This window comes from Streptomyces sp. NPDC001700, assembly GCF_053596435.1.
The window spans coordinates 1-24,607 of record NZ_JBSFGE010000048.1 but is presented as its reverse complement, the minus strand read 5'-3'; the positions used below and the strand labels follow the sequence as shown (position 1 = coordinate 24,607).

Sequence of the window (24,607 nt, the reverse complement as noted above, 5' to 3'; positions counted from 1 at the left end):
GGAGCCAGGCGGGTGGGGTGTTTTCGTCTGGTGCCAGTTCGGTGAGGTCGGTGAGGGTGGGGGTGTTGGGCTGGGGGAGGGGGCATTCCCTCCAGGCGGTCCATTCGAGGCGGAAGAGTGAGTCGGGTGTGCCGCCGCCGGCGTCGTGCAGCTGCTGAGCGGTCACCGGGCGCAGAGCCAAGGAGTCCACGGACAGCACCGGTTCGCCCAAGTCGTCGCTGACCAACAGGGAGACCGCGTCCGTGCCGACCGGGGACAGCACCACTCGGAGGGAGGACGCGCCGACACCGTGCACAGCCACGCCGGTCCACGAGAACGGCAGATACGCCCGGCCGTCATCGGTGATCAGGCCACCCAGCCCGACGCCGTGCAAAGCAGCATCGAGCAGGGCCGGGTGCACCGCGCACCGCGCGGCGTCCCCCCGCGCCTCCTCCGGCACCACAACCTCGGCGAACACTTCGTCACCACGGCGCCAGGCGGCGCGCAGCCCCTGGAAGACCGGGCCGTAGGCGTAACCGCGCTCCGCCAGTACGTCGTAGACTTCGTCGATCTCCACCCTCACGGCGTCCGCTGGCGGCCACTCCTGCGGAGCGCGAGGCACATCCTCTGCGACACCCAGCGATCCGGTCGCGTGCCGGAACCATGCGCCGTCTTCGCGACGTGCGTGGACGGACACCGAACGGCGCATTTGCTCGTCCACCCCCGCCACCGACACCTGGATCTCGACGGCGCCGCGCTCGGGCAGCACCAGCGGTCCCTCCAGCGTCAGCTCCTCCACCAGGTCACAGCCGAACCGCAAGCAGGCCTGCAGGGCGAGTTCGACAAAGCCCGTACCCGGGAAGATCACCGCACCGGACACCGAGTGCTCGGCAAGCCACGGCTGGCCCGCCAGGGTGAGCACGCCGGTCAACACGCCACCGCCCGAGTCCGGCAACGGCACCTCCGCGCTGAGGAGGGGATGGTCCAATGCGGCCGATCCGAGGGCTCGCCGACCGGGCGCCACCCAGAAGCGGTCGCGCTTGAACACATAGGTCGGGAGATGGACCACCCGCGCCTCGACCCCGGCGAACGCCGTCTCCCAGTCCACCGGTACGCCTGCGATGTGCAGGAGCCCGAGTGTGGTGAGGAACTGGGCAGGTCCGCCGTGGCCGCGTCGGAGGGTTCCGGTGGCGGCGATCTGGGTGTTGGTGGTGTCGGCGGTGTCCTGGACGCCCATGGTGAGGACGGGGTGGGGGCTTGCCTCCACGAAGATGGTGTGGCCGAGGGTGAGGAGGTTTTTGATGGTGTTCTGGAATTGGACGGTGTGGCGGAGGTTGCGGTACCAGTAGGCGGCGTTGAGTTCGGCTGTGTCGGTGAGTGTGCCGGTGACGGTGGAGTAGAAGGGGATCTCGCCGGTGCGGGGTGTGATGGTCGCGAGTGCTTGGGCGAGTTCGTCTTCGAGTTGTTCGACGTGGTCGGAGTGGGAGGCGTAGTCGACGGGGATGCGTTTGGCTTGCGGGTACTCGGCGAGGAGTGTGTCGAGTGTGGGGTTGTCGCCGGAGACGACGGTGGAGGTGGGGCCGTTGATGGCGGCGATGGACAGGCCGTCCCGGTCGCGCAACTGCTCTGCGGGCAGGGGTACGGAAACCATGCCGCCGTGGCCGGAGAGCGCCAGCAGGGCCTTACTGCGCAGCGCTACGATGCGGGCGCCGTCTTGGAGGGTGAGTCCGCCTGCGACGCAGGCTGCGGCGATCTCTCCTTGGGAGTGTCCGATGACGGCGGCTGGTGTGATGCCGTGGGAGCGCCAGAGTTCGGCGAGGGAGACCATGACGGCCCACAGTGCGGGCTGGACCACATCGACCCGGAGCAGTGCCTCTTCGTCATCGAGGATGTCCAGGAGCGACCAGTCGACGAACGGGCTCAGCGCGGCAGCGCACTCTCGCATCCGTTCGGCGAAAACGGTCGAGGTGTCGAGGAGTTCGTGTGCCATACCGGTCCACTGCGAACCCTGACCGGGGAAGACGAACACCACACTGCGCCCCGGCTCGGCGGCGCCGCCGTTCTCGACCGTGTCGAGTCCGCGCAGCAGTTCGTCGCGGTTCGTGCCGACGACCACCGCGCGGTGTGACAGTGTCGCGCGCGTCGAGACCAGGGACCAGCCGATGTCCACGGGGTCCAGCTGGGGGTTGTCCAGCACGAAGGACTTGAGACGCTCGATCTGTGTGCGCAGCCCCGCATCACCGTCCGCCGACACTACCCAGGGCACCACCGACGGCAGCCCGGTCCGTTCTTCGGCGGCGCCGGAATCGGCCGCCGAGTCCGGCGCCTGTTCGAGGATGACGTGGGCGTTGGTGCCGCTGACGCCGAACGCGGACACGCCCGCACGGCGCGGCCTGTCGGCCTTGGGCCAGTCCGTCCGCCCGGTCAGCAGCTCGACCGCGCCGGTGGTCCAGTCGACGTGGGGGGTGGGTTCGTCCACGTGGAGGGTCTGGGGCAGTACGCCGTGGCGCATCGCCATGACCATCTTGATCACCCCGGCGACGCCTGCGGCGGCCTGGGTGTGCCCGAGGTTGGACTTGAGCGAGCCCAGCAGCAGTGGCCGGTCGGCGTCCCGGTCCTGGCCGTAGGTGGCCAGCAGCGCCTGCGCCTCGATGGGGTCGCCCAGTGTCGTACCCGTACCGTGTGCCTCGACGGCGTCGACGTCGGCGGTCGACAGGCGGGCGTTCGCCAACGCGGCCTGGATGACGCGCTGTTGGGAGGGTCCGTTGGGTGCTGTGAGGCCGTTGGAGGCGCCGTCCTGGTTGATGGCGGAGCCTCGTACGACCGCGAGGACCTGGTGGCCGTTGCGTTCTGCGTCGGAGAGCCGTTCCACGAGCAGCATGCCGACACCCTCGGCCCAGCCGGTGCCGTCCGCACCTGCGGCGAAGGACTTGCACCGTCCATCCGCCGCGAGACCCCGCTGACGCGAGAACTCGATGAACGTGGCTGGCGACGCCATCACGGTGACACCTCCGGCGAGCGCCATCGAACACTCGCCGCGCCGCAGTGACTCACACGCCAGATGCAGCGCCACCAAGGACGACGAACACGCCGCGTCCACGGTGAGCGCGGGGCCCTGAAGGCCCAGGGTGTAGGCGATGCGCCCGGACATCACGCTGGTCGCGGAGCCCGTCAACGCGTACCCCTCGTCGGATTCCGACGGGTACCCCTGTGTCCAGCCGCCGACGAAGACGCCGGTGCGGGTGGACCGCATCGCGTCCGGTGCGATCCTTGCGCGCTCGAAGACTTCCCACGCGGTCTGGAGCAGGAGCCGCTGCTGCGGGTCCATCGCCAGGGCCTCGCGCGGCGAGATGCCGAAGAAGGCCGCGTCGAACTCGGCGGCGTCGTGCAGGAAACCGCCGGTGCGTACGTAGGACTTGCCGGGCCGGTCCGGGTCGGGGTCGTACAGGCCGTCCGTGTCCCAGCCACGGTCGTCGGGGAACGCCGAGAGGACTTCACGGCCCGCGCCGACCAGCTGCCAAAGGTCCTCGGGAGAGCGGATGTCGCCCGGGAACCGGCAGCTCATCGCGACGATGGCGATCGGTTCGTCCGAGGCATACGGCGTGGCTGCCGTGTCCACGAGCGCTCCGGACTCCGGCAGGCCCAGCAGCTCCGTCCGCAGCAGTCCGGCCACGGCTCGGCAGGTCGGGTGGTCGAACAGCAAGGTGGTCGGCAGACGCAGGCCGGTGGCCCGGTTCAGCCGGGCGCGCAGCTCCACCGACGTGAGCGAGTCGAAGCCCAGCTCACGGAACGGGACCGTCGGGTCGACCGCCGTGGGATCGCGGTGCCCCAGCAGGCCGGCGGCGTGCTCGCGGACCAGGTCTGCCAGTACCCGTTCCTGTTCCGCCATCGGCAGCGGGACGAGGCGCGCGCGAAGCCCGGCGTGACCACCGGCAGCGCCAGTGGTCTCCCCGCTCTGCCGCACCTCGGGCAGCTCGCCGATCAGCGGGCTCGGCCGGGAGGCCGTGAACGCCGGGGCGAACGTCTCCCAGTCGACATCCGCGACGGTCGGACAGGGCTCGCCGAGCCCGCCTGCCCACCGCAGCGCGGTGACCGCCAGCTCGGGCGGCATCGCGCGCAGGCCGTTGCGACGCAGACGCTCCTCGTCCTCACTGGCGAGGCTGCCGCCCCACGACCCCCAGGCCACCGAGGTGCCCGGCAGTCCGCGAGCCCGGCGCTGCTGGACCAGGGCGTCGAGGAAGGCGTTCGCGGCGGCGTATCCCGCCTGCCCGGTGCCGCCCCAGACCGCCGAGGCCGAAGAGAAGAGGATGAAAGCGTCCAGATTCTCGTCGCCGACCAGGTCGTCCAAGTGCGTCGCGCCGGTGACCTTAGCGCGGAAGACGTCGGTGTATGCGTCGAGATCCGCGTCGATGGAGCCGCCGAACTGCACCGTGCCTGCCAGGTGCACCACGGCGGTCAGACGGCCCGACAGCGGGCTGAGCACTCCGGCGAGCGCGGCGCGGTCGGTCACGTCGCAGGCCGCGATGGTCACTCGTGCGCCGAGTGCGGTCAGTTCCGTCTCCAGCGCGGTGGCACCCGGGGCCTCGGAACCGCGCCGACTGAGCAGGACGAGATGGTCCGCCCCGGCCTTCGCGAGCCACTTCGCCACGTGCGCGCCCAGTGCACCGGTGCCGCCGGTAATCAGCACCGTGCCGCGCGGACGCCATACGCTCGCCGGTCCGGCCATGGGCGCGGATTCCAGCCGACAGCCCAGGACCGCCGAGGACCGCACCGCGATCTGGTCCTCGACGCCGCGCTCGGCCAGCGCCGCGACGAACCGCCGCAACACCTGCCCGTCGCACACCTCGGGCAGGTCGATCAGTCCGCCCCAGCGCCCCGCGCGCTCCAGCCGGGCCACCCGGCCGAAGCCCCAGACCGCCGCCTGAGCGGGGCTCGGGCCCCGGTCCGCCTCGACGGCGGTCACAGCGGACCGGGTGACGCACCAGAGCGGGGCTTCGATGCCGGTGGCCTCGACCGCGCACAGCAGCTCCACCGTGTTCGCCAGTCCCTGCGGAAGGGCGGAGTGCGTGGCGTGCGTACGCGCGTCGACGGCAAGGAACGAGACGATGCCGGTGATGCCGTCGATCTCCGCCGCGTCGGCGAGCAGCCCCACCAGCGCCGAGCGCCCGGCATCGTCCGGCCGCACCTCGATCGTATGGACCCGCGCCCCGTGCTCGGCCAGGGCTTGGGCACAGACGGCGGACCACTCGTCGCCCGCCGGGACCACGGCCAGCCAGGTGCCGGACAGCGCGCCGGTGCCCGGGCGGGACAGCGGCTTCCAGGTGACGCGGTATCGCCAGCCGTCCACGGCGGACTGCTCACGACGTCGGCGGCGCCACGAGGACAGCGCGGGCACGACGCCACCCAGCGACGACCCATCGACCTGCAAGGTGGCGGCGAGCGCCGCCAAGTCTTCGCGCTCCACGGCGTCCCAGAAACGGGAGTCGGCCGCATCCATGGCGGTCGGCTCCAGCCAGTAGCGCTCGCGCTGGAAGGCGTAGGTCGGCAGCTCCACCTGCCGCGCGCCTGTTCCCTGGAAGACGGTCCGCCAGTTCACTTCGGCCCCGGTGACGGAGACCTCTGCGAGCGATTTGAGGAATCGTTGGGCGTTGCCTTCGTCGCGTCGGAGGGTTCCGGTGGTGACGATGTGGGTGTTGGTGGTGTCGGCGGTGTCCTGGATGCCGATGGTGAGGACGGGGTGGGGGCTGGTTTCGATGAAGGTGGTGTGGCCGAGGGTGAGGAGCTTTTCGATGGTGCCTTGGAAGTCGACGGTGTGGCGGAGGTTGCGGTACCAGTAGGCGGCGTTCAGCTCCGCTGTGTCCGTGAGCGCACCCGTGACGGTGGAGTAGAAGGGAATCTCGCCGGTGCGCGGTGTGATGGGCGCGAGTGCTTGGGCGAGTTCGTCTTCGATGCGCTCCACGTGGTCGGAGTGGGAGGCGTAGTCGACGGGGATGCGTTTGGCCTGCGGATACTCGGCGAGGAGTGTGTCGAGGGTGTGGTTGTCGCCGGAGACGACGGTGGAGGTGGGGCCGTTGATGGCGGCGATGGACAGGCCGTCCCGGTCGCGCAACTGCTCTGCGGGGAGGGGTACGGAGACCATGCCGCCGTGGCCGGAGAGGGCCAGGAGGGCTTTGCTGCGCAGGGCTACGATGCGGGCGCCGTCTTGGAGGGTGAGTCCGCCTGCTACGCAGGCTGCGGCGATTTCTCCTTGGGAGTGGCCGATGACGGCTGCTGGTGTGATGCCGTGGGAGCGCCAGAGTTCGGCGAGGGAGACCATGACGGCCCACAGCACGGGCTGGACGACATCTACCCGGCGTAGCGCTTCCTCGTCGTTGAGGACGTCGAGGAGTGACCAGTCGGCGAACGGGTCCAGTGCGGCGGCGCACTCTCGCATGCGTTCGGCGAAAACGGTCGAGGTGTCGAGGAGTTCGTGTGCCATGCCGGTCCACTGCGAACCCTGACCGGGGAACACGAACACCACGTCGCCGGGTGTGGTGGTGCCTCGGGCTACGCCCGGGGTGGTTTCCCCGTTGGCGACGGCGTCGAGTCCGCTCAGCAGTTCATCGCGGTTCGTGCCGATGACGACGGCGCGGTGGGTCAGCGTTGCCCGCGTCGTCGCCAGGGACCAGCCCACGTCGGTCACCGGCAGGTCCGCGTCCGAGGTCTCGATGAAGGACCGTAGTCTCTCCGCCTGAGCGCGCAGCGCGGTCTCGCCGTGGCCGGACAACAGCCACGGTACTGCGGGGAGTTCGGCCCGCTCGGTCTTGGGTGAGGGCTCCTCGGGAGCCTGCTCCACGACGACGTGGGCGTTGGTGCCGCTGACGCCGAACGAGGAGATGCCCGCACGGCGCGGGGCCCCGGTCTCCGGCCAGTCCCGGTGCTCCGTCAGCAGTTCGACTGAGCCCGCCGACCAGTCGACGTGGGGGCTGGGAGCGTCGACGTGAAGGGTTTGGGGAAGCATGCCGTGGCGCATCGCCATGACCATCTTGATGACACCGGCGACACCTGCGGCGGCCTGGGTGTGGCCGATGTTGGACTTGAGCGAGCCCAGCAGCAGCGGCCGGTCCGCGTCGCGGTCCTGGCCGTAGGTGGCCAGCAGCGCCTGCGCCTCGATCGGGTCGCCGAGCGTCGTACCCGTGCCGTGTGCCTCGACGGCGTCGACCTCCGTTGCCGACAGACCGGCATTCGCCAGCGCCTGGCGGATGACACGCTGCTGCGACGGGCCGTTCGGAGCCGTCAGACCGTTGGACGCACCGTCCTGATTGACGGCTGAACCCCGCACCACAGCCAGCACCCGGTGACCGTTGCGCTGGGCGTCGGACAGCCGCTCGACCACCAGCATGCCGACGCCCTCGGCCCAGCCCGTACCGTCGGCGGCCGCGGCGAACGCCTTGCAGCGCCCGTCCGGCGCCAGCCCCCGCTGACGGGAGAACTCCACGAACATGTCGGGCGTGGACATCACGCTCACGCCACCGGCCAGAGCCAGTGTGCACTCGCCCGATCGCAGCGCCTGCACGGCCAGGTGCAGCGCCACCAGTGACGACGAACACGCGGTGTCCACCGTCACCGCCGGACCCTCCAGCCCCAGCGTGTAGGACACCCGTCCCGAGACGACGCTCGCCGCGCTGCCGGTCAGCTGGTAGCCCTCGGCCGATTCACCGGCACCGGCCGCGTATCCGGCCGACGAGGCGCCGACGAACACTCCCGTGCGGCTGCCCTTGAGTGACTCCGCGGGAACGCCCGCGCGTTCGAATGCCTCCCAGGACGCCTCCAGCAGCAGTCGCTGCTGCGGATCCATCGCGGCCGCCTCGCGCGGTGAGATCCCGAAGAACCCGGCGTCGAACTCCGCCGCGCCGTAAAGGAATCCACCGTCCCGGGCGTACGACGTGCCCGGCTGGTCGGGGTCGGAGTGGTACAGGCCTTCGAGGTCCCAGCCCCGGTCGACCGGGAAGACGGAGATCGCGTCGGTGCCGTCGGTCACGATCCGCCACAGATCCTCCGGCGAACCCACCTCGCCGGGGAAGCGGCAGCTCATCCCGACGATGACCACCGGGTCGTCGTCGCTCGCGGCCACCGGTGCGGTGGAGGCACCGCCTTCCTCGCCCGGCTCGCCGTGGATGCGGCGGTGGAGGTGGGCGGCGAGTGCGGAGGGGGTCGGGTGGTCGAAGAGCAAGGTTCCGGGCAGGCTCAGGCCGGTGGCCTGGCTCAGCCGCTCGCAGAGTTCGACCGCGGTGATCGAGTCGAACCCCAGCTCCTTGAACGTACGCCCGTCGTCGACGGACGCGGCGGTGGCGTGGCCGAGGACCACCGCGGCGTGCTGCCGGACGAGCGCGAGGACGGCGCGGGGCCGGTCGGCGCCGACGGGCGAGGCGGGCGCGACGGGAGCGGCGGGCGCGGCGGGCGCGGCGGAGGTGGGCGCAGGGGTATGCGGCGTGGCGTCCGGTCCGGCCGCGTCGATCCAGTAGGACCGGCGCTGGAACACGTACGTGGGCAACGGAACCCGCCGACCGCCGGGGAACGCCGCGTCCCAGGCCACCTGGGCGCCCGAGACGTGGAGTTCGGCCAGCGCCGTGATCAACGCCTGTGCCTCGGGGCGGTCGCGCCGCAGGGTGCCGACCAGGACGCCGGGGCGGGTCAGGCACTCACGGGTCAAGGTGGTGAGGGCCTTGTCCGGGCCCAGTTCCACGAAGGTGGTGACGCCTTCGGCCTCCAGACGGCGCACGCCGTCCAGGAAGCGTACGGTCCGGCGGACGTGCCGCACCCAGTACTCGGGGGAGCACAGCTCCTCGGCCGTGGCCAGAGTCCCGGTCACATTGGACACCAGTGGTATCCGGGGCGCCCGGAAGGTCAGTCCCTCGGCGACCCGGCGCAGTTCGTCGAGCACCGGGTCCATGTGCGCGGAGTGGAAGGCATGGCTCGTACGCAGCCGCTTGGTCCTCCGGCCGCGCCGGTTCCAGTCGGCCGCGAGGTCCAGTACGGCCTGCTCATCGCCGGACACGACGGTCGCCGTGGGAGAGTTGACGGCGGCGATGGAGATCCTCGCGGTGTTCCGGCCGCCGTCCGCCAGAGTGGCCAGGACCTCGTCCTCGGCGGCCTCCAGCAGCACCATCGCTCCCGGTTCGGTGACGGACTGCATCAGCCGGCCGCGGGCGGCGACGAAGGCGGCCGCGTCCTCGAGGGACAGCACACCGGCGACATGCGCCGCGGCCACTTCGCCGATCGAGTGACCGATCAGCATGTCCGGTGCCGGTCCGAAGTCCTCCAACAGCCGGAACAGCGCCACCTCAACTGCGAACAGCGCGGCCTGCGCGTGCACGGTCTGCTCCAGCAGCCGGTCGTCCTCCCCATCGATCACCTCGCGGAGGGGCCGCTCCAGGTGTCGGTCCAGCTCCGTGCAGACGTCGTCGAAGGCCCGGGCGAAGGCCGGGTAGGCCGCGGCGAGTTCCCGGCCCATGCCAAGGCGCTGGGCGCCCTGACCGGAGAAGCTGTAGGCGATCTTGCCCGTGTTCCGGGCGGCGCCCGTGACCAGCCCGGAGACCACCTCGCCCTGAACCAGCGCGTCCAGCGCCCGCGCCGCGCCGTCGGGCTCCTGAGCGACGATCACGGCTCGGTGCTCGAAGTGCGACCTCGTGGTCGCGAGAGAGAGGCCCACGTCGGAGAGGTTCTGAGGGTGGTCCAGGTGTGTCCGTAGCCGGAGTGCCTGGTCCCGCAGTGCCTCCTCTGTCGCCCCCGACAGGGTCAGGGGAACCGGGCCCCCGGCGGGCTCCGCCACGGGGGCGCTCTCCGCCTCGTCGGCCGACCGCCGGGGTGCTTCGGCGAGGATGACATGGCAGTTCGTGCCGCCCATGCCGAAGGAACTGACTCCGGCGACCAGACGCGCCTTCGGTTCGCGCCAGGCACCCGGCGTGCGGCGGACCGCGAGGTTCAGCGTGTCCAGCGGGATACGCGGATGCGGGGTCTCGAAGTTGAGAGAGGCCGGGAGCTGGCGGTGGTGGACGGCGAGCGCGGTCTTGAGGAGCCCCGCGATGCCCGCGGCCCCTTCCAGATGCCCGATGTTCGTCTTCACCGAGCCGACTTCCAACGGACCGGCCTGCGTCGCCGCGCCCGCCCCGCCCGCCGCACCCGTCCGGCCGAAGACGCGGCCGAGGGCGTCTGCCTCTACCGGGTCACCGAGGGCCGTCCCGGTTCCGTGCAGCTCCACGTACTGAACGTCCCTGGGCGACACCCCCGCCCGTTCCTGGGCGAGTCGCAGGACGGTCTCCTGGCCACCGGGGTCCGGCGTGGTCAGTGAATCGCCGCCGCCGTCGTTGTTGACCGCGCCGCCCTCGATGACGCAGTAGACCGTGTCGCCGCTGGCGAGGGCGTGCGACAGCGGCTTCAGTATGACGAGGCCGCCGCCCTCGCCGCGTACGTAGCCGTTGGCCCGCGCGTCGAAGGTGTAGCACCGGCCGTCGGGGGAGAGCGCGCCGAACTCGGCGATGTCCGCGGCGGTTTCCGGGATCAGGTTGAGGTTCACCCCGCCGGCCAGCGCCAGCAGGGACTCGCCCCGGCGTACGCTCTCCGCCGCCATGTGCACGGCGACCAGGGAGGATGCCTGGGCCGCGTCGACGGTCATGCTGGGGCCGCGCAGGCCGAGGCTGTACGAGATCCGGTTGGCGATCATCGCCCGGTGGGTGCCGGTCAGCGTGTGGTGCGAGCGCCGACCACGGGAGAGCTGCGCGTAGTCGTGCGACATCACCCCGAGGAACGTGCCGACCGCGGTGCCGTCCAGGGCGGCGGGGACGATACCAGCATCCTCCAGCCCCTCCCAGGCCAGCTCCAGCATCAGCCGCTGCTGCGGGTCCAGCGCCGCCGCCTCCCGTGGCGAGATGCCGAAGAAGGCGGGGTCGAAGCGGTCGACGTGGTCGAGGAAGCCGCCGTGGCGGATGCCGGCGGGCGCCGACCCGGTCAGCGTCCACCGCCCGGCCGGTACCTCGGTGACGGCCGAGGCACCGGTGGTCAACAGCCGCCAGAACGCGGTGGGGTCGGGGGCCTGCGGGAACCGGCAGGACATTCCGACGACGGCGACAGCCTCGTCTGCTTCCATGATGATCCTCGGGGGTCCTGGCGGGATGTCTTGAGTGCTGCCCGGGCGGAGGCGTGCTGCCTTCCGCCCCGGTCAACGGTTTCGGAAGCGCTCGTTCCACACCTGGGAGAGCGGTCGCCCGGAGTCCGCCGAGGCGGCCACGACGACGGCCACGACGTCGTCGCAGAAGCTCTCGACGGTCGTGCTGTCGAAGAGCGAGGTGCTGTAGAGCACCGTGCCGGAGAGCGAGCCGTCCGAGGTGTCCTCGTACAGGTCGATCTCCATGTCCAGGTTGATGCGGACCGGCGGGTGGCTCATCACGAACGGCTCGGCCTTCGCCTCCGCGAGGCGGAGGCTCTGCGGCGGTGTGTTGACGATCTGGAAGACCACCTTCACCGGGGGGTCCTGGAACAGCCGAGCTCCGGCCGCCCACTTGTCGATGGCGGAGACGAACGGCAGGTCCTGGTGGGCGTGTGCGTCGGACATCCCGTCGCGCACCTTGACCAGCAGCTCGTGGAACGTCGGATCGCCGCTCAGATCGGTCCGCACGGCCAGCAACTTGGAGACGAGGCCGACCATGTTCTCCACCTCGTCGCGGCCCCGGCCCGCCATCGGCATACCGACGAGGACGTCCGGGCTCGCCGAACGGGCCGCTATCACCAGCTTCATCGCGGCCAGCAGGGTCATGTACGGCGTGGCGTGCGCGGACTCGCCCAGTCGGCGGGCGGCCTTGACGACGTCCAGCGGCAGCCGCCAGTGCAGGACGTCGCTGTCGTAGTCGGCCACGTCCTGGCGTGGGCGGTCCGTGGGCAGTTCGGCCGGCAGCATGCCGTCGTAGTGGCGGTTCCAGTGGTCCAGCAGGTCTGCCAGCAGCGGTCCCCGCAGCCACTGCTGTTCCCAGAGCGAGAAGTCCGTGTACTGCACGGGCAGATCGGGCAGTTCGGCCTCGGTGCCGTGGACCAGCGCCGAGTACACCTCGGAGAGATCGCGGATGAGCACGCCCCGGGACCAGCCGTCGGTGACCAGGTGGTGCAGGGCGAGTACCAGAACGTGGTCGCGCTCGCCCAGCCGCAGGACACTCAACCGGCCCAGCGCGTCCCCCGTGAGGTCGAACGGCCGGGCGGCCTCGAAGCCCGCGAGCACAGCGGCTTCCGTGGCGTCGGAGACCTCGGTGATCTCCACGCGGACCGGCGCGCTCTCCTGGACGGCCTGGGCGTATTCGCCTGCCTTCCCGACGATGGTGATCCGCAGGGCCTCGTGCCGGGCGACCAGGATCTCCATGGTCCGCCGCAGGTGTGCGAGGTCCAGTTCGCCCGAGACCCGCACGGCCAGCGGGATGGTCCAGTGACCCGCCCGCAGGATGTCCTCGAAGAACATGTCGGCCTGCCGCTGCGCGAAGCTGAACGGCACCGGGAGGGATCGGGAACGCTCGGAGGGAACCAGCGGCGGAAGGTCGGGCTCGGTGCCGCTGCCGGACGCCCTGGCCACCGTGACCGCCAGCTCCCGTGGGGTGCGCTGCTGGAAGATCGCCTTGAGCGGTATCGAGACGCCGAGCGTGGCCCGGATCCTGGCGACCACCCTGGTGGCGATCAGGGAGTGACCGCCGAGCGAGAAGAAGTCGTCCTCGATGCCGACCCGCTCCGTGCTCAACAGGTCGGCGTAGATGGCGCAGATGGCCTCTTCCCCGGGTGTGGTCGGGGCGACGTAGCCGACGTCGAGCACGGTGCGCAGGTCGGGCGCGGGCAGCGCGCCTCGGTCGATCTTGCCGCCTGTGGTCAGCGGCATCGATTCCAGGAGCACGACCGCCGAAGGCACCATGTACTCCGGCACCGCGGCTTCGAGGTGCAGGCGCAGGGTCTCGGCCAGTCGGCCGTCCCGGCCCGCGGCGGTCGGCTCGGCGACGGCGTAGGCCACGAGCCGCTTGTCGCCGGGGACATCCTCCCGCACGATCACGGCAGCGTGCAGGACGTCCTCGTGCCTGGCCAGGATCGCCTCGATCTCACCCGGTTCGATCCGGAAGCCCCGGATCTTGACCTGGTCGTCGATTCGGCCGAGGAACTCGAGGTTGCCGTCCGGCAGCCAGCGCACCAGGTCGCCGGAGCGGTACATCCGGGAGCCGTCGGCGCGGAACGGGTCCGTCACGAAGCGCGTCGCGGTCAGCTCCGGCCGGCCGAGGTAGCCCCTGGCCAGGCCGGCTCCCGCGACACACAGCTCGCCGGGCACGCCCACCGGGACCGGCCGCAGCTGACGGTCGACCACGTACACCCGGGTGTTGCCGATGGGCTTCCCGATCGGCGCGGTGAGCGGCCACTCGGACACGGACGCCGGCAGCGAGTACGAGGTGACGACGTGGGCCTCGCTCGGGCCGTAGTGGTTGTGCAGTCGCAGCTCGGGGCGGTTCTCGCACAGCTCACGCAGGTCCTGGTGGAGGGAGAGCGGCTCACCGGCCTGGGAGAGATGGCGCAGGGCGGACAGTTCGGGACCGTGCGGATCGACTTCCTCGGACATCGCCCGCAGCATCACGTTCGGTACGAACACCTGGGCCAGCTCGTGGTCGTGAGCCCAGCGGGCGAACGCGGCGGGGTCCATCCGCAGTTCCTCGTCGGGGATGACGACCGTCTCGCCGTACAGGAGGGCGGAGAAGATCTCCTGGAGGGAGATGTCGAAGGTCACGGTGGCGAACTGCGCCGTCTTGGCATCGGGGCCGACGGGCAGAGCCCGCTTCTGCCACGCCACCAAGTTCACCACGCAAGCGGCGGGCATCAGGATTCCCTTGGGCACGCCGGTCGAGCCGGAGGTGTAGATGACGTAGGCCAGGTCGTCCTGGCTCGTGGGGGTCGACGGCGCGGTGTCCGGCTGTTCGGCGAGCGCCTCGTGTTCGGCGTCGAGGAGGACGAGTTCGGTGCCCGGCGACGCCTCGAACAGCTCCGTGAAGCGCTGCTGGGTTACGGCCGTGGTCACCTTGGCGTCGTCCAGGACGAATCGGATGCGGTCGCGCGGGTGGTTCGGGTCGATCGGCACGTAGGCCGCTCCGGCCTTGAGGATCCCGAGGATCGCCACGATCACCTCGGTGCCGCGTTCGACGCACAGTCCGACGAGCGTCTCGGGACCGATTCCCCGACCCTGGAGGTGGTGCGCCAGCTGGTTCGCCCGCCGGTCCAGCTCCGCGTAGGTGACGTGGTCGTCGCCGTGGATCACCGCCACCGCATCCGGCCGACGCCGCACCTGCGCGCTGAACAGCTCGGAGAGGGAGCCCTCGGGCACGGGATGGGCCGTGTCGTTGAACTGCTCGAGTACCTGGGTCCGCTCGGCGTCGTCGAGCAGCGTGATCTCGGAGATCGGCTGGTCGGGGTCGGCCAGCGCGGACCGCAGGACGACGCCGAGATGGCGTAGCAGCCGCTCGATGGTCTGCCTGTCGAAGAGGGCCTTGCTGAACACGATGTGGCCGATCAAGCCGCCGTCGTCGCCCTCCACGAGATGGAACTCGAGGTCCATCCGGGTGAGGATCCTGCCCGGGTCGAACTGCTCGGCCTCCAGACCGGCCAGGGACAGTCGATCGGTGGGGACGTTGAGCATCTGGAAGAGGACCTGCACCAGGGGGTTGCGCGACAGGTCCCGCTCGGGCTGCACGTGCTCGACGAGGTACTCGAAGGGCAGGTCGCCGTGGGCGAAGGCGCCGACCGTCACGTCCCGGACCCGGCGCAGCAGCTCACGGTAGGTCGGGTCGCCGGAGAGGTCGGTGCGCAGGACCACGGTGTTGACGAAGAACCCGATGAGGCCCTCGATTTCGGACCGGCCCCGGTTCGCCACCGGCGTGCCGACCGCGATGTCCTCGTTGTCGACGTACCGTGCGAGCACCAGCTGGAAGGCGGCCAGCAGGGTCATGTACAGGGTCGCGTCCTCGCCGGCACCCAGCTTCCGGGCCGCGTCGACGAGTTCGGCGGGCAGCTCCCAGCGCGCTGCCTCGCCCTCCTGGCGGGCGACCGAGGGGCGAGGCCGGTCAGTGGGCAGGTCCAGCGCGGGCTCCATGCCGGCCAGCTGCTTCTGCCAGTAGTCCAGCTGCCGCCGCAGGGCCGGGCCCGACAGCCGGTCGCGCTCCCACACCGCGTAGTCCGCGTACTGCACGGTCAGGGGCGGCAGGGCCGGCGTGCGTCCGGCGACGAGCGCCCCGTAGGCCGCCGACAACTCCCGTACCAGCACGACCTGCGACCAGGCATCGGTCGCCACATGGTGCACGATGAGCACTAGGACGTGGTCCTGCTCGTCCAGCCGCAGCACCTTGGCCCGGAGCAGCGGCCCGACGGACAGATCGAAGGGCTCGGCGATCTCGGCACCGGTCAGTTCCCGCGCGGCGGCCAGCCGTGCGGCGGGTGAGTCGCCGGGGACGGTCACGACCGGGACGGGGACGGCCTCGGCCGGCGTGATCCGCTGGACTGGCTCACCGCCGTCCTCGGCGAACGTCGTGCGCAGCGCCTCGTGCCGGCCGACCACCGTGGAGATGGCCCGGGCGAGGTGCGCCACGTTCAACTCGCCCGTGATGCGCATCGCGAGCGGGATGTTGTACGAGACGTTGCCCGGCTCCAGCTGGTCCAGGAACCAGAGCCGGGTTTGCGCGAACGATGCCTGGAGGGAGCGGTTCCGCTCGACGGGAACGATTCCGGCGGGTTGTTCCTTGCGGCGTGTCCGTTCGAAGAGATGATTCATCGCCGCGCCGAGCCCACCGTTTTTGGGCATGCCTGAGTTCCCCATTGTCCAGCCTTATCTGGGTGGTCGGGGAAGCAAATCCCGCCGACTGCTGTTGGTTGATCCGGTCAAGGCGCGATGGCCGACACCACAGAAGGTGTGGGAGTGCCCGCGGCTGAATCGGCGTCGGCGAGCGACGGATACGGGTCGAGGCTGTCGACCGGGTGGAATTCCACCTCGACGGTGTGGCCGAGCCCGTATTTGATGGCAAGTTCGAGGAACAGATCGAGGGCCAGGTGGTCCTCGAAGGCGAAACCGGTGGAGTCGAACACCGTGGTGCGCTCACGCCAGGGCACGGCCGACTCGGGATCGGCGCAGAACGTGGCCAGCGCGGGGCCGACGGCACCCTCGGCCAGCTGCTGGCACTCGCCCTCGGCGAGCGCCTGCTCCAGGTGGTCGTAGGTGACGAGCGAACGGGCGAGGAGCCCGGCAGGCAGCTCGGTCTTGCCGGGCAGGTCGGCGCCGATCGCGTTCACATGCACGTGCTCGCGCATGGCGGTGTCGGGCAGCACGGGGCCGGCGCCGACGCCCACCGTGGTGGCGGTGCAGATGATGTCGGACTCGGCAGCCACTTGCGCCGCCGTGGCCAGCTCGATCTCGGGGTTCGGGCCGAGGAAGGCGACCCGGCGGGAGAACGTCGCCAGGTGGTCGGGGTTGATGTCGGACACCAGGACCCGGCGCACGTCGAACACGCGGGACAGGGCGTGCAGTTGCGTGACGGCCTGGGCGCCCGCGCCGATCAGGCCCACGGTCGTGCTGTCCGGGCGGGCCAGCAGCCGGCTCGCCACCGCGGACACGGCCCCGGTCCGGATCGCGGTGGCGATCACCCCGTCCGCGAGCGCGACCAGTTGACCGGTGGCGTCGTCGAAGCGGGCCACTGTGCCCAAAATGGTCGGCAGCTCATGACGATCGGGGTTGCTCGGCGTGTATCCGACGGTCTTGAGGGTCATGCCTGCGCCGGGCTCATGATGCGGCATCCATTCAATGACGCCGATCCCATGGGAATTTCGGGTGAATCCGCCCCGCTGCGGCGACCGCTCGACCTCACCGCGGCCCAGCGCGGCAATTCCGGATGCCATGGTGTCGATCATTCGGTCCATCAGCTCATCGCGGCCGACGAGTTGCACGATCGTGGCGATGTCGGACGCAGGAAGAATCAACGCGCTCATGAAAGGCCTCAGTCCCTCAACCATTATATTCTGCGTCCGAGCGGCTGCGCTCGTCCGGGAGTGAACCTATGCATGATTGCCGAGCCCGTATCCCCCTAACCAACCCCTCGTCACCCCTGGCCCGCGAGGCGCGCCACGTTCGTCGGGCTCTGGGCGGCGTCCCCCTGCGCGCGGGGTACCGGATGCTGGTCGTCCGTGTGCTCTGCCGACGGCGGGGTGGCCCGGCGCGACGCGCCGGGCCACCCCGGGTATCCCCCCTTTAGCCGCCGTGAAGCGTCACACCGTGGGATGGGTGGGTCAGCCGCCCTGGCCGATGCCTCCGATCGGGCCGACCTTCACCTGGGAGCCGGAGCCGTCCGTGACGGGCAGTGTGCCGGTGCCCGGCCAGTCGAGGGTGACCGACTTCGTCTCGTTCGGCGGGGTGACCACCAGCCCCGTGATGCGGACGCCGGAGCCACCCGAGTCGTTGATCGGGTAGTTGACGCCGAAGTAGGTCGACTCCCCGTCCTTGAGGATGTGGGTGTCGGCCGGTTCACCGCTGCGCTTCGCGGACAGCGCCCCCTCGCTGGTCTTGAGGTCGACGCCCGCGTGCCCGGAGATCGCGCAGTCCCGGCCGCCGCCGTTCTTCAGTGTCACCGCGACGGTGCCCTCGCCGTCGCCGTCGATGGTGCGGTCCGCCGCCGTGACCTCCAGCTCGTCGGTGCGGCACTTGTCGACCTGGCCGTTCTCGTTGGAGCCGGTCCCGGCGGTCGTGCCCTGCTCGCCGCCCTGGTCCGAACCGCCGCCCGAGGACGACGCGGAGGACGCGGAGGACGGGTCGCTCTGCCCGGTGCCGTCGTCGTTCTGGCAGGCCGTGAGTGAGAGGCCTGCGGCAACGGCAAGAGCGGCGAAGGTGAGCTTGTGAACGCGCATCGTTTCTTCCTCAGAATCGGTTGGGGAGCGTTTCTGAGCACCAAGATCCAATCGGTCGGCGAACCGTTCAGTCCACCCGCCGCCTAATACAGTCCTGTTACACGCGCTGCCGGGCAGGACGATCACCACGCCATGGCGCGCAACCTCCGCATGTCCCGCGCCCTCTTCCACACCGGCTGACCGACTCCGACTCCGAGGACACAGCAGACGTGCCGGAACTTGTACTGCATGCCAATGGACGCACCTGGACCCTGGACGCGTCCCGGAGCTACACCATCGGGCGCGATCAGCAGACCGACATCCCGTGCATCGACCGCCGGGTTTCCCGGCGGCACCTCGTGATCCGTTGCGACGGCGGAACGTGGGTCATCGAGGATCTCAGCAGCGCGAACGGCACGTTCGCCGAAGGGCGTCGTATCCAGCGGATCGAGATCGGCCACGGTTCTATCGTCCGGCTGGGCGATGTCGCCACCGGCACGCGGCTGGACTTCACCGGAGCGTCGGCGGCGGTGAGCGACGAGCAGGCGCGGGATGGTGTCGTCGCCGATCCCCGTGGAGCCGCCGCGACCCTTTCCCTCGACCGGGAACCCTCGGGCGTCCACCGGATCGTCCTGGGGCAGCGGCTGCGTATCGGTCGCGCGGAGGACAACGAACTCCTGGTGGAGGGCCCGTATGTCTCCCGCCACCACGCGGAGTTCCGGCCCCTGCCCGGTGGCCGCTTCGAAATCGTCGACCTCGGCAGTCACAACGGCACCTATGTCAATGGGCAGCCCGTGGACCGCCGCCGGATCATCGGCCCGCAGGACATCGTCGGTGTCGGCCACTCCACCTTCCGTCTCGCCGGGGACCGGCTGGAGGAGTTCGTCGACACCGGGGAGGTCACCTTCACCGCCCGCGACCTGACGGTGACCGTCGGGCGCGGCAAGACCATCCTGGACGACGTCTCCTTCGGCGTCCCCGAGAAGTCGCTGGTCGCGGTGATCGGACCGTCGGGCTCCGGGAAGTCCACCCTGCTGCGCGCACTCACCGGCTACCGGCCCGCGGACCGTGGGCAGGTGTTCTACGACCACCGCGATCTCTACGCCCAGTTCGCCGAGCTGCGCCACCGCATCGGTCTCGTCCCGCAGGATGACATCCTGCACAAGGAGCTGACCGTCGACGTCGCTCTGAAGTACGCCGCCAGGCTCCGCTTTCCCGGCGACACCAAAGCGGCCGAGCGCAAGGCCCGTATCGACGAGGTGCTCCAGGAGCTGAAGCTCGACGTTCACCGGGGCAAGAAGGTCGCCTCGCTCTCCGGCGGTCAGCGCAAACGGGTGTCCGTTGCCCTGGAACTGCTGACCAAGCCCTCCCTGCTCTTCCTCGACGAGCCCACCTCCGGTCTGGACCCGGGCCTGGACCGTGATGTCATGAAGTTGCTGCGGGAGCTGGCCGACGACGGCCGCACCGTGCTGGTGGTGACCCACTCGGTCGCCGAACTGGCCCTCTGCGACCGGGTGTTGGTCATGGCGCCCGGTGGCTCCGTGGCGTACTTCGGCCCTCCGGGCGAGGCCCTGGACTTCTTCGGTCACGAAAGCTGGGCCGATGTGTTCTCCGCCTTCGAGAACCATCGCGACGACGACTGGGGCGGGCGCTGGCTGGCGTCCCGGCAGTACGAGCGGGGCGCCGCGGAGATCGACTCGGCTGTACCGCCGCAGCTGCCGGACACCCCGGCGCCCCATCCGCCCGCGCGAGCCCTGAAGCCCAAACCACAGGGCTGGCTCGGCCAGTTGTGGACGCTGATGTGCCGCTATGTGTCGGTCATCGCCTCCGACAAGGGCTTCATGGTGCTGATGCTGCTGCTCCCGGCCGTCCTGGGCGGAGTGAGCTGTCTGATCCCGGCGCCGTACGGACTCGCCCCGCCACCGCCCGACAGCCGTTTCCGCTACAACCAGGAGTCCGGAACCATTCTGCTGGTGTTGGTCGTCGGAATGTGCTTCTCCGGCGCGGCCAACTCCGTACGGGAATTGATCAAAGAGCGGGTGATCTACGAACGGGAGAGAGCTACGGGGCTGTCCCGGTCCGCGTATCTGATGTCGAAGGTGATCGTCCTCGGTCTGATCACCGCGATGCAGGGTGTCGTCATCTGCGCGATCGGCTTCTCCGTCCGTCAGCTGCCCGCCCAGGGGATGCTCATGCCCACGGCCGTCGAGGTCTGCGTGGTCATCAGCGCGCTGGGCTTCACCACCATGATGTTCGGCCTGGTCATCTCCGCGCTGGTGAGGACCGCGGAAAAGACCATGCCGCTGCTCGTGATGTTCGCCGTCGTCCAGGTCGTCTTCACCGGGGTCCTCTTCAAGCTGTTCGACTCTCCGGGCATCGAACAGATCGGCTGGCTGATGCCCGCCCGCTGGGCGGTCGCGGGCGCGGGGACGACACTCGACCTCGCGCACACCATGCCGCCGTGGGACCTCGACCAGCCGGATGATGTCGACCCGCTGTGGGCCCACACCGTCACCCAGTGGGGCATCGACCTCGGTGCGCTCCTGGCGATCGCGCTGGTCTGCGGCTTCGCGGTGGCCCGCCTGCTGCGTCGGCACGAACCCGAGGTCATGCGGGACTAAGGCCGCGGTGGCCGCCGAGATCGCGTGGGTCAGTGAGGCCGCCGTCGGCCGTCTCGCTGCTGGGTGAAGCCGGAGATCGTGAGCCACAGTTCGGGGTCGAAGTTCTCCGTCGGCAGCTGCGCCACCATGTACCTGACGCTGATGTCCAACTTGGCGCGCCACACGCGGACGGCCTCGCCCCCGTCATGCTCCCGCAGCGCGCGGAAGATCGCGCTGTTGGCCCGCTCGATGCGGCCGGGTACGTCGGCGTAATCGAGCTTGAGGATGGCGATGAACATCCGCAGCTGCATCGTGAGGCGCAGGAAGAACAGGGACGTGTGGCGCAGCCGGGCCGCGCGGGCGATCGCGTCCTGGAACCGGAGGTCGGCGTCTCCGATCCGGGAGTGGTCCCGTTGCCGCGCGACTCGGCACACGTCGGCGAGCGCGGTGCCGACCGGGTGGAGCGCCTCGGGTTCGAGCGTGGCCAGCCGCCGGAGGAGCACCGCGCCGAGCGCGCCGCGCGCCGCGTAGACCTCCATGACCCGCTCCGCCGTGGCCATCGGAATGGTCGTGCCCCGGTGGGGCATCGACTCGACGAGGCCGTCCTCGGCGAGCAGTCTCAGCGCGTCACGGACCGGGCCACGGGAGACGCCGAGCCGCGCGGCCAGCGGTGCTTCCTTGATCCGCTCGCCCGGCGGAAAGTGCCCGCTGGCGATCTGTTCCCGCAGTGCGTGGGCGACCCGGTCCACCAGACGCGGGGAACCCGGTACGCCCGTGACCGCTGTATCGGCTCCGGAGGTGGCGGTGAGGCGGGAAGTGTCCGGCGGTGAGTCGTAACCAACGTGATGTCGCTCAGGCTGGCCGGGGACCCAGATCAGCGGCCCGGACCGGTCGGCCAGCCACGTCCGGACGTGGTCGCGGAGGTCACGTACGAGCGCCCGCGCCACCGTGCCGTGCCGGTCGGCCGGGTTTCCGAGCAGCAGCGCCCTCGCGTCGCCGGTCCATGTGCGGCCGACGGCCACCGGATGCACACGGACGCGCGGGTGCCGACGCAGCCAGTGGGCGATGTGCGGATCGGTGTGCACGGCTGCGCCGTCCACCAGGATGTGCACCTCGGTTCCGGGCCGGGTGGCCTGGTGGAGCCGGTCGAGGAACGCTCGGAAGCCGCTCGTGTGCGCTTCCGACCCGTCCGACAGATTCGACTCGTCCGGCACGTCGGCGGTGGCGAAAGCATCGGCCGCCGCGAGGACCAGCACGGCATCGTCCCGGTGGCTCGTCCCGCGTGAGCCCCGGGCGGCGCCGGAGGCAGGCAGCGTGCCCTCGGCCAGGACGACCGCGAGAGCACGCACGGGCGGATCGAGCAGGACGCCGCCGATGGTGCGCTCCCGCCCGGGAAACCAGTCGGCGGGCGCGTCCGCGCCGGGATCGAGTGCGTTCATGATGCGGCTGACACTTGTCTGGCTCACGCCGGTCGCGGCGGCGAGCGAGCGGGTGGACCACCCGGATCCACCCCCGGGCGGATCCTGCAGCACCCGCAGTACGACGCGGTCGCGCTGCGCTCCGGTCACCGCGCGCGGTCGGCCGGATCGTGGCCGATCGGTGAGTCCGTCGAGACGCCCGGCCAGGAACCGCGAGCGCCATCTGCCGACCAGTTGCGGGGAGACCCCCAGGCGGTCGGCCACCGCCCGGTCGGTCGGCTCCTCGGCGCGGGCCAGGATGATCCGGGCCCGCAACCCGATCGCCTGCGACGACACCCGGCTGCGCGCCCAGTTCTCCAGCGTCCGCCGCTCCTGGCTCGTCAGTGTCACCGCGGCCCGCGAAGGTCTGGCCATGGTCGGACTGTAAGAGAACTTTCGACTCGGTGTCCCCTCTTTTCCGGGCCGCGGACCAAAATTCTTGTTGACATCCCGACCTGTTCGCATACTCCCTGCGACCGAGCACGGCCGTGCCTGGTTGGAGACCCTTGCCGACCCGCTCGACGTCCCTCGTCCGACCGCAAGGAGGGCCACGTATGAAACTCATGGAGCAGTTCCGCCTCGCACACCTGACGTTGCGCAACCGCGTCGTCTCCACCGCCCACTCCGAACAGCTCGCGGTGAACGGGCTGATCACCCCCCATCTGGAGGGCTACCACCTGCGCCGGGCTCAGGGCGGCGCAGGGCTGATCATCGCGTTCGGTTCCGCGTCGGTGAGCGCCACGGCCGCGAACAGGTTCAACCCCGCCCTCTGGAACCCGGAGAACGAGCCCGCCCTGCGCCGGATGGCCGACGCCGCGCACGCGGAAGGCACCGCCCTGATCGCCCAGGCCACGCATCGCGGTGCCCGGGAAGTGATGGCGGATCCCGACCAGGAACACGTGGCGCCCTCGGCGGGCGCCGGGTTCCTGCCCAGCGGCACACCGCGGGTGCTGAGCGAGGAGGACATCGCGAGCCTGGTGCGCGACTACGCGGATGTCGCCCGGCGACTGCACCGCTGCGGCTGGGACGGCATCGAGGTGACGGCGTACGGCACGCATCTGCTGGAGCAGTTCTGGAGCCCCGTGCTGAACCGCCGCGACGACGCCTACGGCGGCAGCCCGGAGAACCGGCTGCGGTTCGGTTCCGAGGTGCTGCGCGCTGTGCGGGACGCCGTGTCCGGTGACTTCGTGGTCGCCCTGCGCATGTCTCTCGACACCCGGACCAGGCGGCTCGGGCTGAGCAGGGACGACCTGCTCGACATCGCCGGCTACTACGACGAACTCGGCGTCGTCGATCTCTTCGACGTCGTCGGCAGCAGCTCGGCGACCGCCGATGGCGCCGTCGGCACCGTGCCGACCGCCGACTACCCCCGTGGCGTATACCGGGAACTCGCGGCACGGGCCCGGGCCCGCCTGCGCGCCCCGGTGCTGGTTGCCGGACGGGTCCTGGACGCCGAGCAGGCCGAGGACGTGGTCACCTCCGGGGACGCCGACCTCGTCGGCATGACCCGCGCCATGATCGCCGAACCCCGGCTGGCCGCGCGGATCCACACCGGCACGGCAGAGCTGGCGAGGCCGTGCATCTCGATCAACGAGGGATGCCGCCGTGTCGGCGCGTCGCTCACGCTCGCGTGCTCGGTCAACCCCGAGGTGGCGCACCCGGAACTGGCCGAGGCACCCATGCCCGTGGACCTCGCGGGCGCCGGACGGACCGTCATCGTGGGTGCGGGACCCGCCGGTATCGAAGTGGCCCGCGTCCTGGCGAGGAGCGGACTGGACGTTGTCGTGCTCGAACAGGACGACAGCGTCGGCGGAGGCATCGGCTACGCGCTGCTCGCCGATCCACACCAGGTGCGCCAGTACCGGCGCTGGGCGGAGCGGTCCCTGTCCGCGTACGGTGTCGAGGTTCGCCTCGGCACCCGCGCCACGCCGTCCGTTCTGGCGGGTCTGACGCCTGAGCGCGTGGTGTTCGCGGGCGGCTCGTCACCGGCGCTGCCCCCGTGGCTGGAGTCCGCGCACTACGAGGTACGTACCGATGCGGACTACCTGGCCGGGGCGTGGGAACCGGCTCAGAGCGGCAACGTCGTCGTGTACGACCCCGAGGGCTACAGCGCGGGCAGTGTCATCGCGCTCCGGCTGGCCGGGGACACCGATCGCAGGGTCACCCTGGTGACACCGCTGGGGTCGGCCGGGGGCCAGGTGGAGACACCGAACCGGCTCCGGCTCACCAAGGGGCTCCTCCGCTCCGCCGTGCGTGTGCTGCCCTACACCGAACTGATCCGCACCGACGACTCGAAGCTGTTCCTGCGCGACGTGGTCACCAAGGACACCACCGAACTGGACGCGGGGAGCACGGTGCTCGGCTGCGGATACCGGTCGCCGGACGAGGAACAGCACGTATCGCTGAGGGCGGCATGCCCGCGGGCCCGCTGGCACGTCGTGGGCGACGCCTCTTCCCCCGGGCTGATCCGCCACGCCGTCACCGGTGGCAGCCGCCTCGCCCACGACATCCTGCGACGACTCGCCTCCGCCTCGGTGCGGTAGTGAGCGGGAGGGCGCCGCCGGAGCGGGTCAGCCGCTTGCGGGGGTCTCGTGCCAGGTGGTGGTGCGTTCGTGTGTGACGTCGTGCAGCAGTCCGAGGAACACGTCCACCAGCGGGGTGAGA

The 24,607-nt window shown here is 70.6% G+C and carries 7 protein-coding genes; 2 read left to right on the top strand and 5 right to left on the bottom strand.

What is annotated here, in order from left to right:
* The 4 genes from ACWC5C_RS41170 to ACWC5C_RS41155 all read right to left on the bottom strand — a co-directional run.
* On the bottom strand, nt 1-11,104 hold an 11,104-nt coding region (locus tag ACWC5C_RS41170; RefSeq protein WP_450884330.1), incomplete at its 3' end, for a type I polyketide synthase.
* Nucleotides 11,105-11,176: 72 nt separating this feature from the next.
* Entirely contained in the window at nt 11,177-15,817 is a 4,641-nt protein-coding gene (locus ACWC5C_RS41165; RefSeq protein WP_450884328.1) for an amino acid adenylation domain-containing protein, read from the bottom strand.
* A 77-nt stretch (nt 15,818-15,894) separates the two neighbouring features.
* Entirely contained in the window at nt 15,895-16,995 is a 1,101-nt protein-coding gene (locus ACWC5C_RS41160; RefSeq protein ID WP_450884327.1) for an ornithine cyclodeaminase family protein, read from the bottom strand.
* Nucleotides 16,996-17,292: 297 nt separating this feature from the next.
* Nucleotides 17,293-17,907 carry a DUF4232 domain-containing protein gene (locus ACWC5C_RS41155; protein ID WP_450884325.1) on the bottom strand — a complete coding sequence of 205 codons (615 nt, stop codon included), beginning with the start codon at nt 17,905-17,907 and terminating at the stop codon, nt 17,293-17,295.
* A gap of 209 nt (nt 17,908-18,116) precedes the next feature.
* On the opposite strand from ACWC5C_RS41155, the gene ACWC5C_RS41150 reads away from it, so the two are divergent.
* Entirely contained in the window at nt 18,117-20,507 is a 2,391-nt protein-coding gene (locus ACWC5C_RS41150) for an FHA domain-containing protein (RefSeq protein WP_450884323.1), read from the top strand.
* Nucleotides 20,508-20,536: 29 nt separating this feature from the next.
* Here ACWC5C_RS41150 and ACWC5C_RS41145 read toward each other — a convergent pair whose 3' ends face one another.
* Complete coding sequence (locus tag ACWC5C_RS41145) at nt 20,537-22,318, bottom strand: GntR family transcriptional regulator (RefSeq protein ID WP_450884321.1); 1,782 nt, start codon at nt 22,316-22,318, stop codon at nt 20,537-20,539.
* 179 nt (nt 22,319-22,497) lie between these two features.
* Here ACWC5C_RS41145 and ACWC5C_RS41140 point away from each other — a divergent pair, with 179 nt between their 5' ends.
* Nucleotides 22,498-24,486 carry an oxidoreductase gene (locus ACWC5C_RS41140; RefSeq protein WP_450884319.1) on the top strand — a complete coding sequence of 663 codons (1,989 nt, stop codon included), beginning with the start codon at nt 22,498-22,500 and terminating at the stop codon, nt 24,484-24,486.
* Nucleotides 24,487-24,607: the final 121 nt, after the last annotated feature.

Excerpts from the sequence above, each read along its gene's own strand:
- ACWC5C_RS41145 (WP_450884321.1), bottom strand. The coding sequence starts at position 22,318 with ATGGCCAGACCTTCGCGGGCCGCGGTGACACTGACGAGCCAGGAGCGG.
- ACWC5C_RS41155 (WP_450884325.1), bottom strand. The coding sequence starts at position 17,907 with ATGCGCGTTCACAAGCTCACCTTCGCCGCTCTTGCCGTTGCCGCAGGC.
- ACWC5C_RS41165 (WP_450884328.1), bottom strand. The coding sequence starts at position 15,817 with ATGCCCAAAAACGGTGGGCTCGGCGCGGCGATGAATCATCTCTTCGAA.
- ACWC5C_RS41160 (WP_450884327.1), bottom strand. The coding sequence starts at position 16,995 with ATGAGCGCGTTGATTCTTCCTGCGTCCGACATCGCCACGATCGTGCAA.
- ACWC5C_RS41140 (WP_450884319.1), top strand. The coding sequence starts at position 22,498 with ATGAAACTCATGGAGCAGTTCCGCCTCGCACACCTGACGTTGCGCAAC.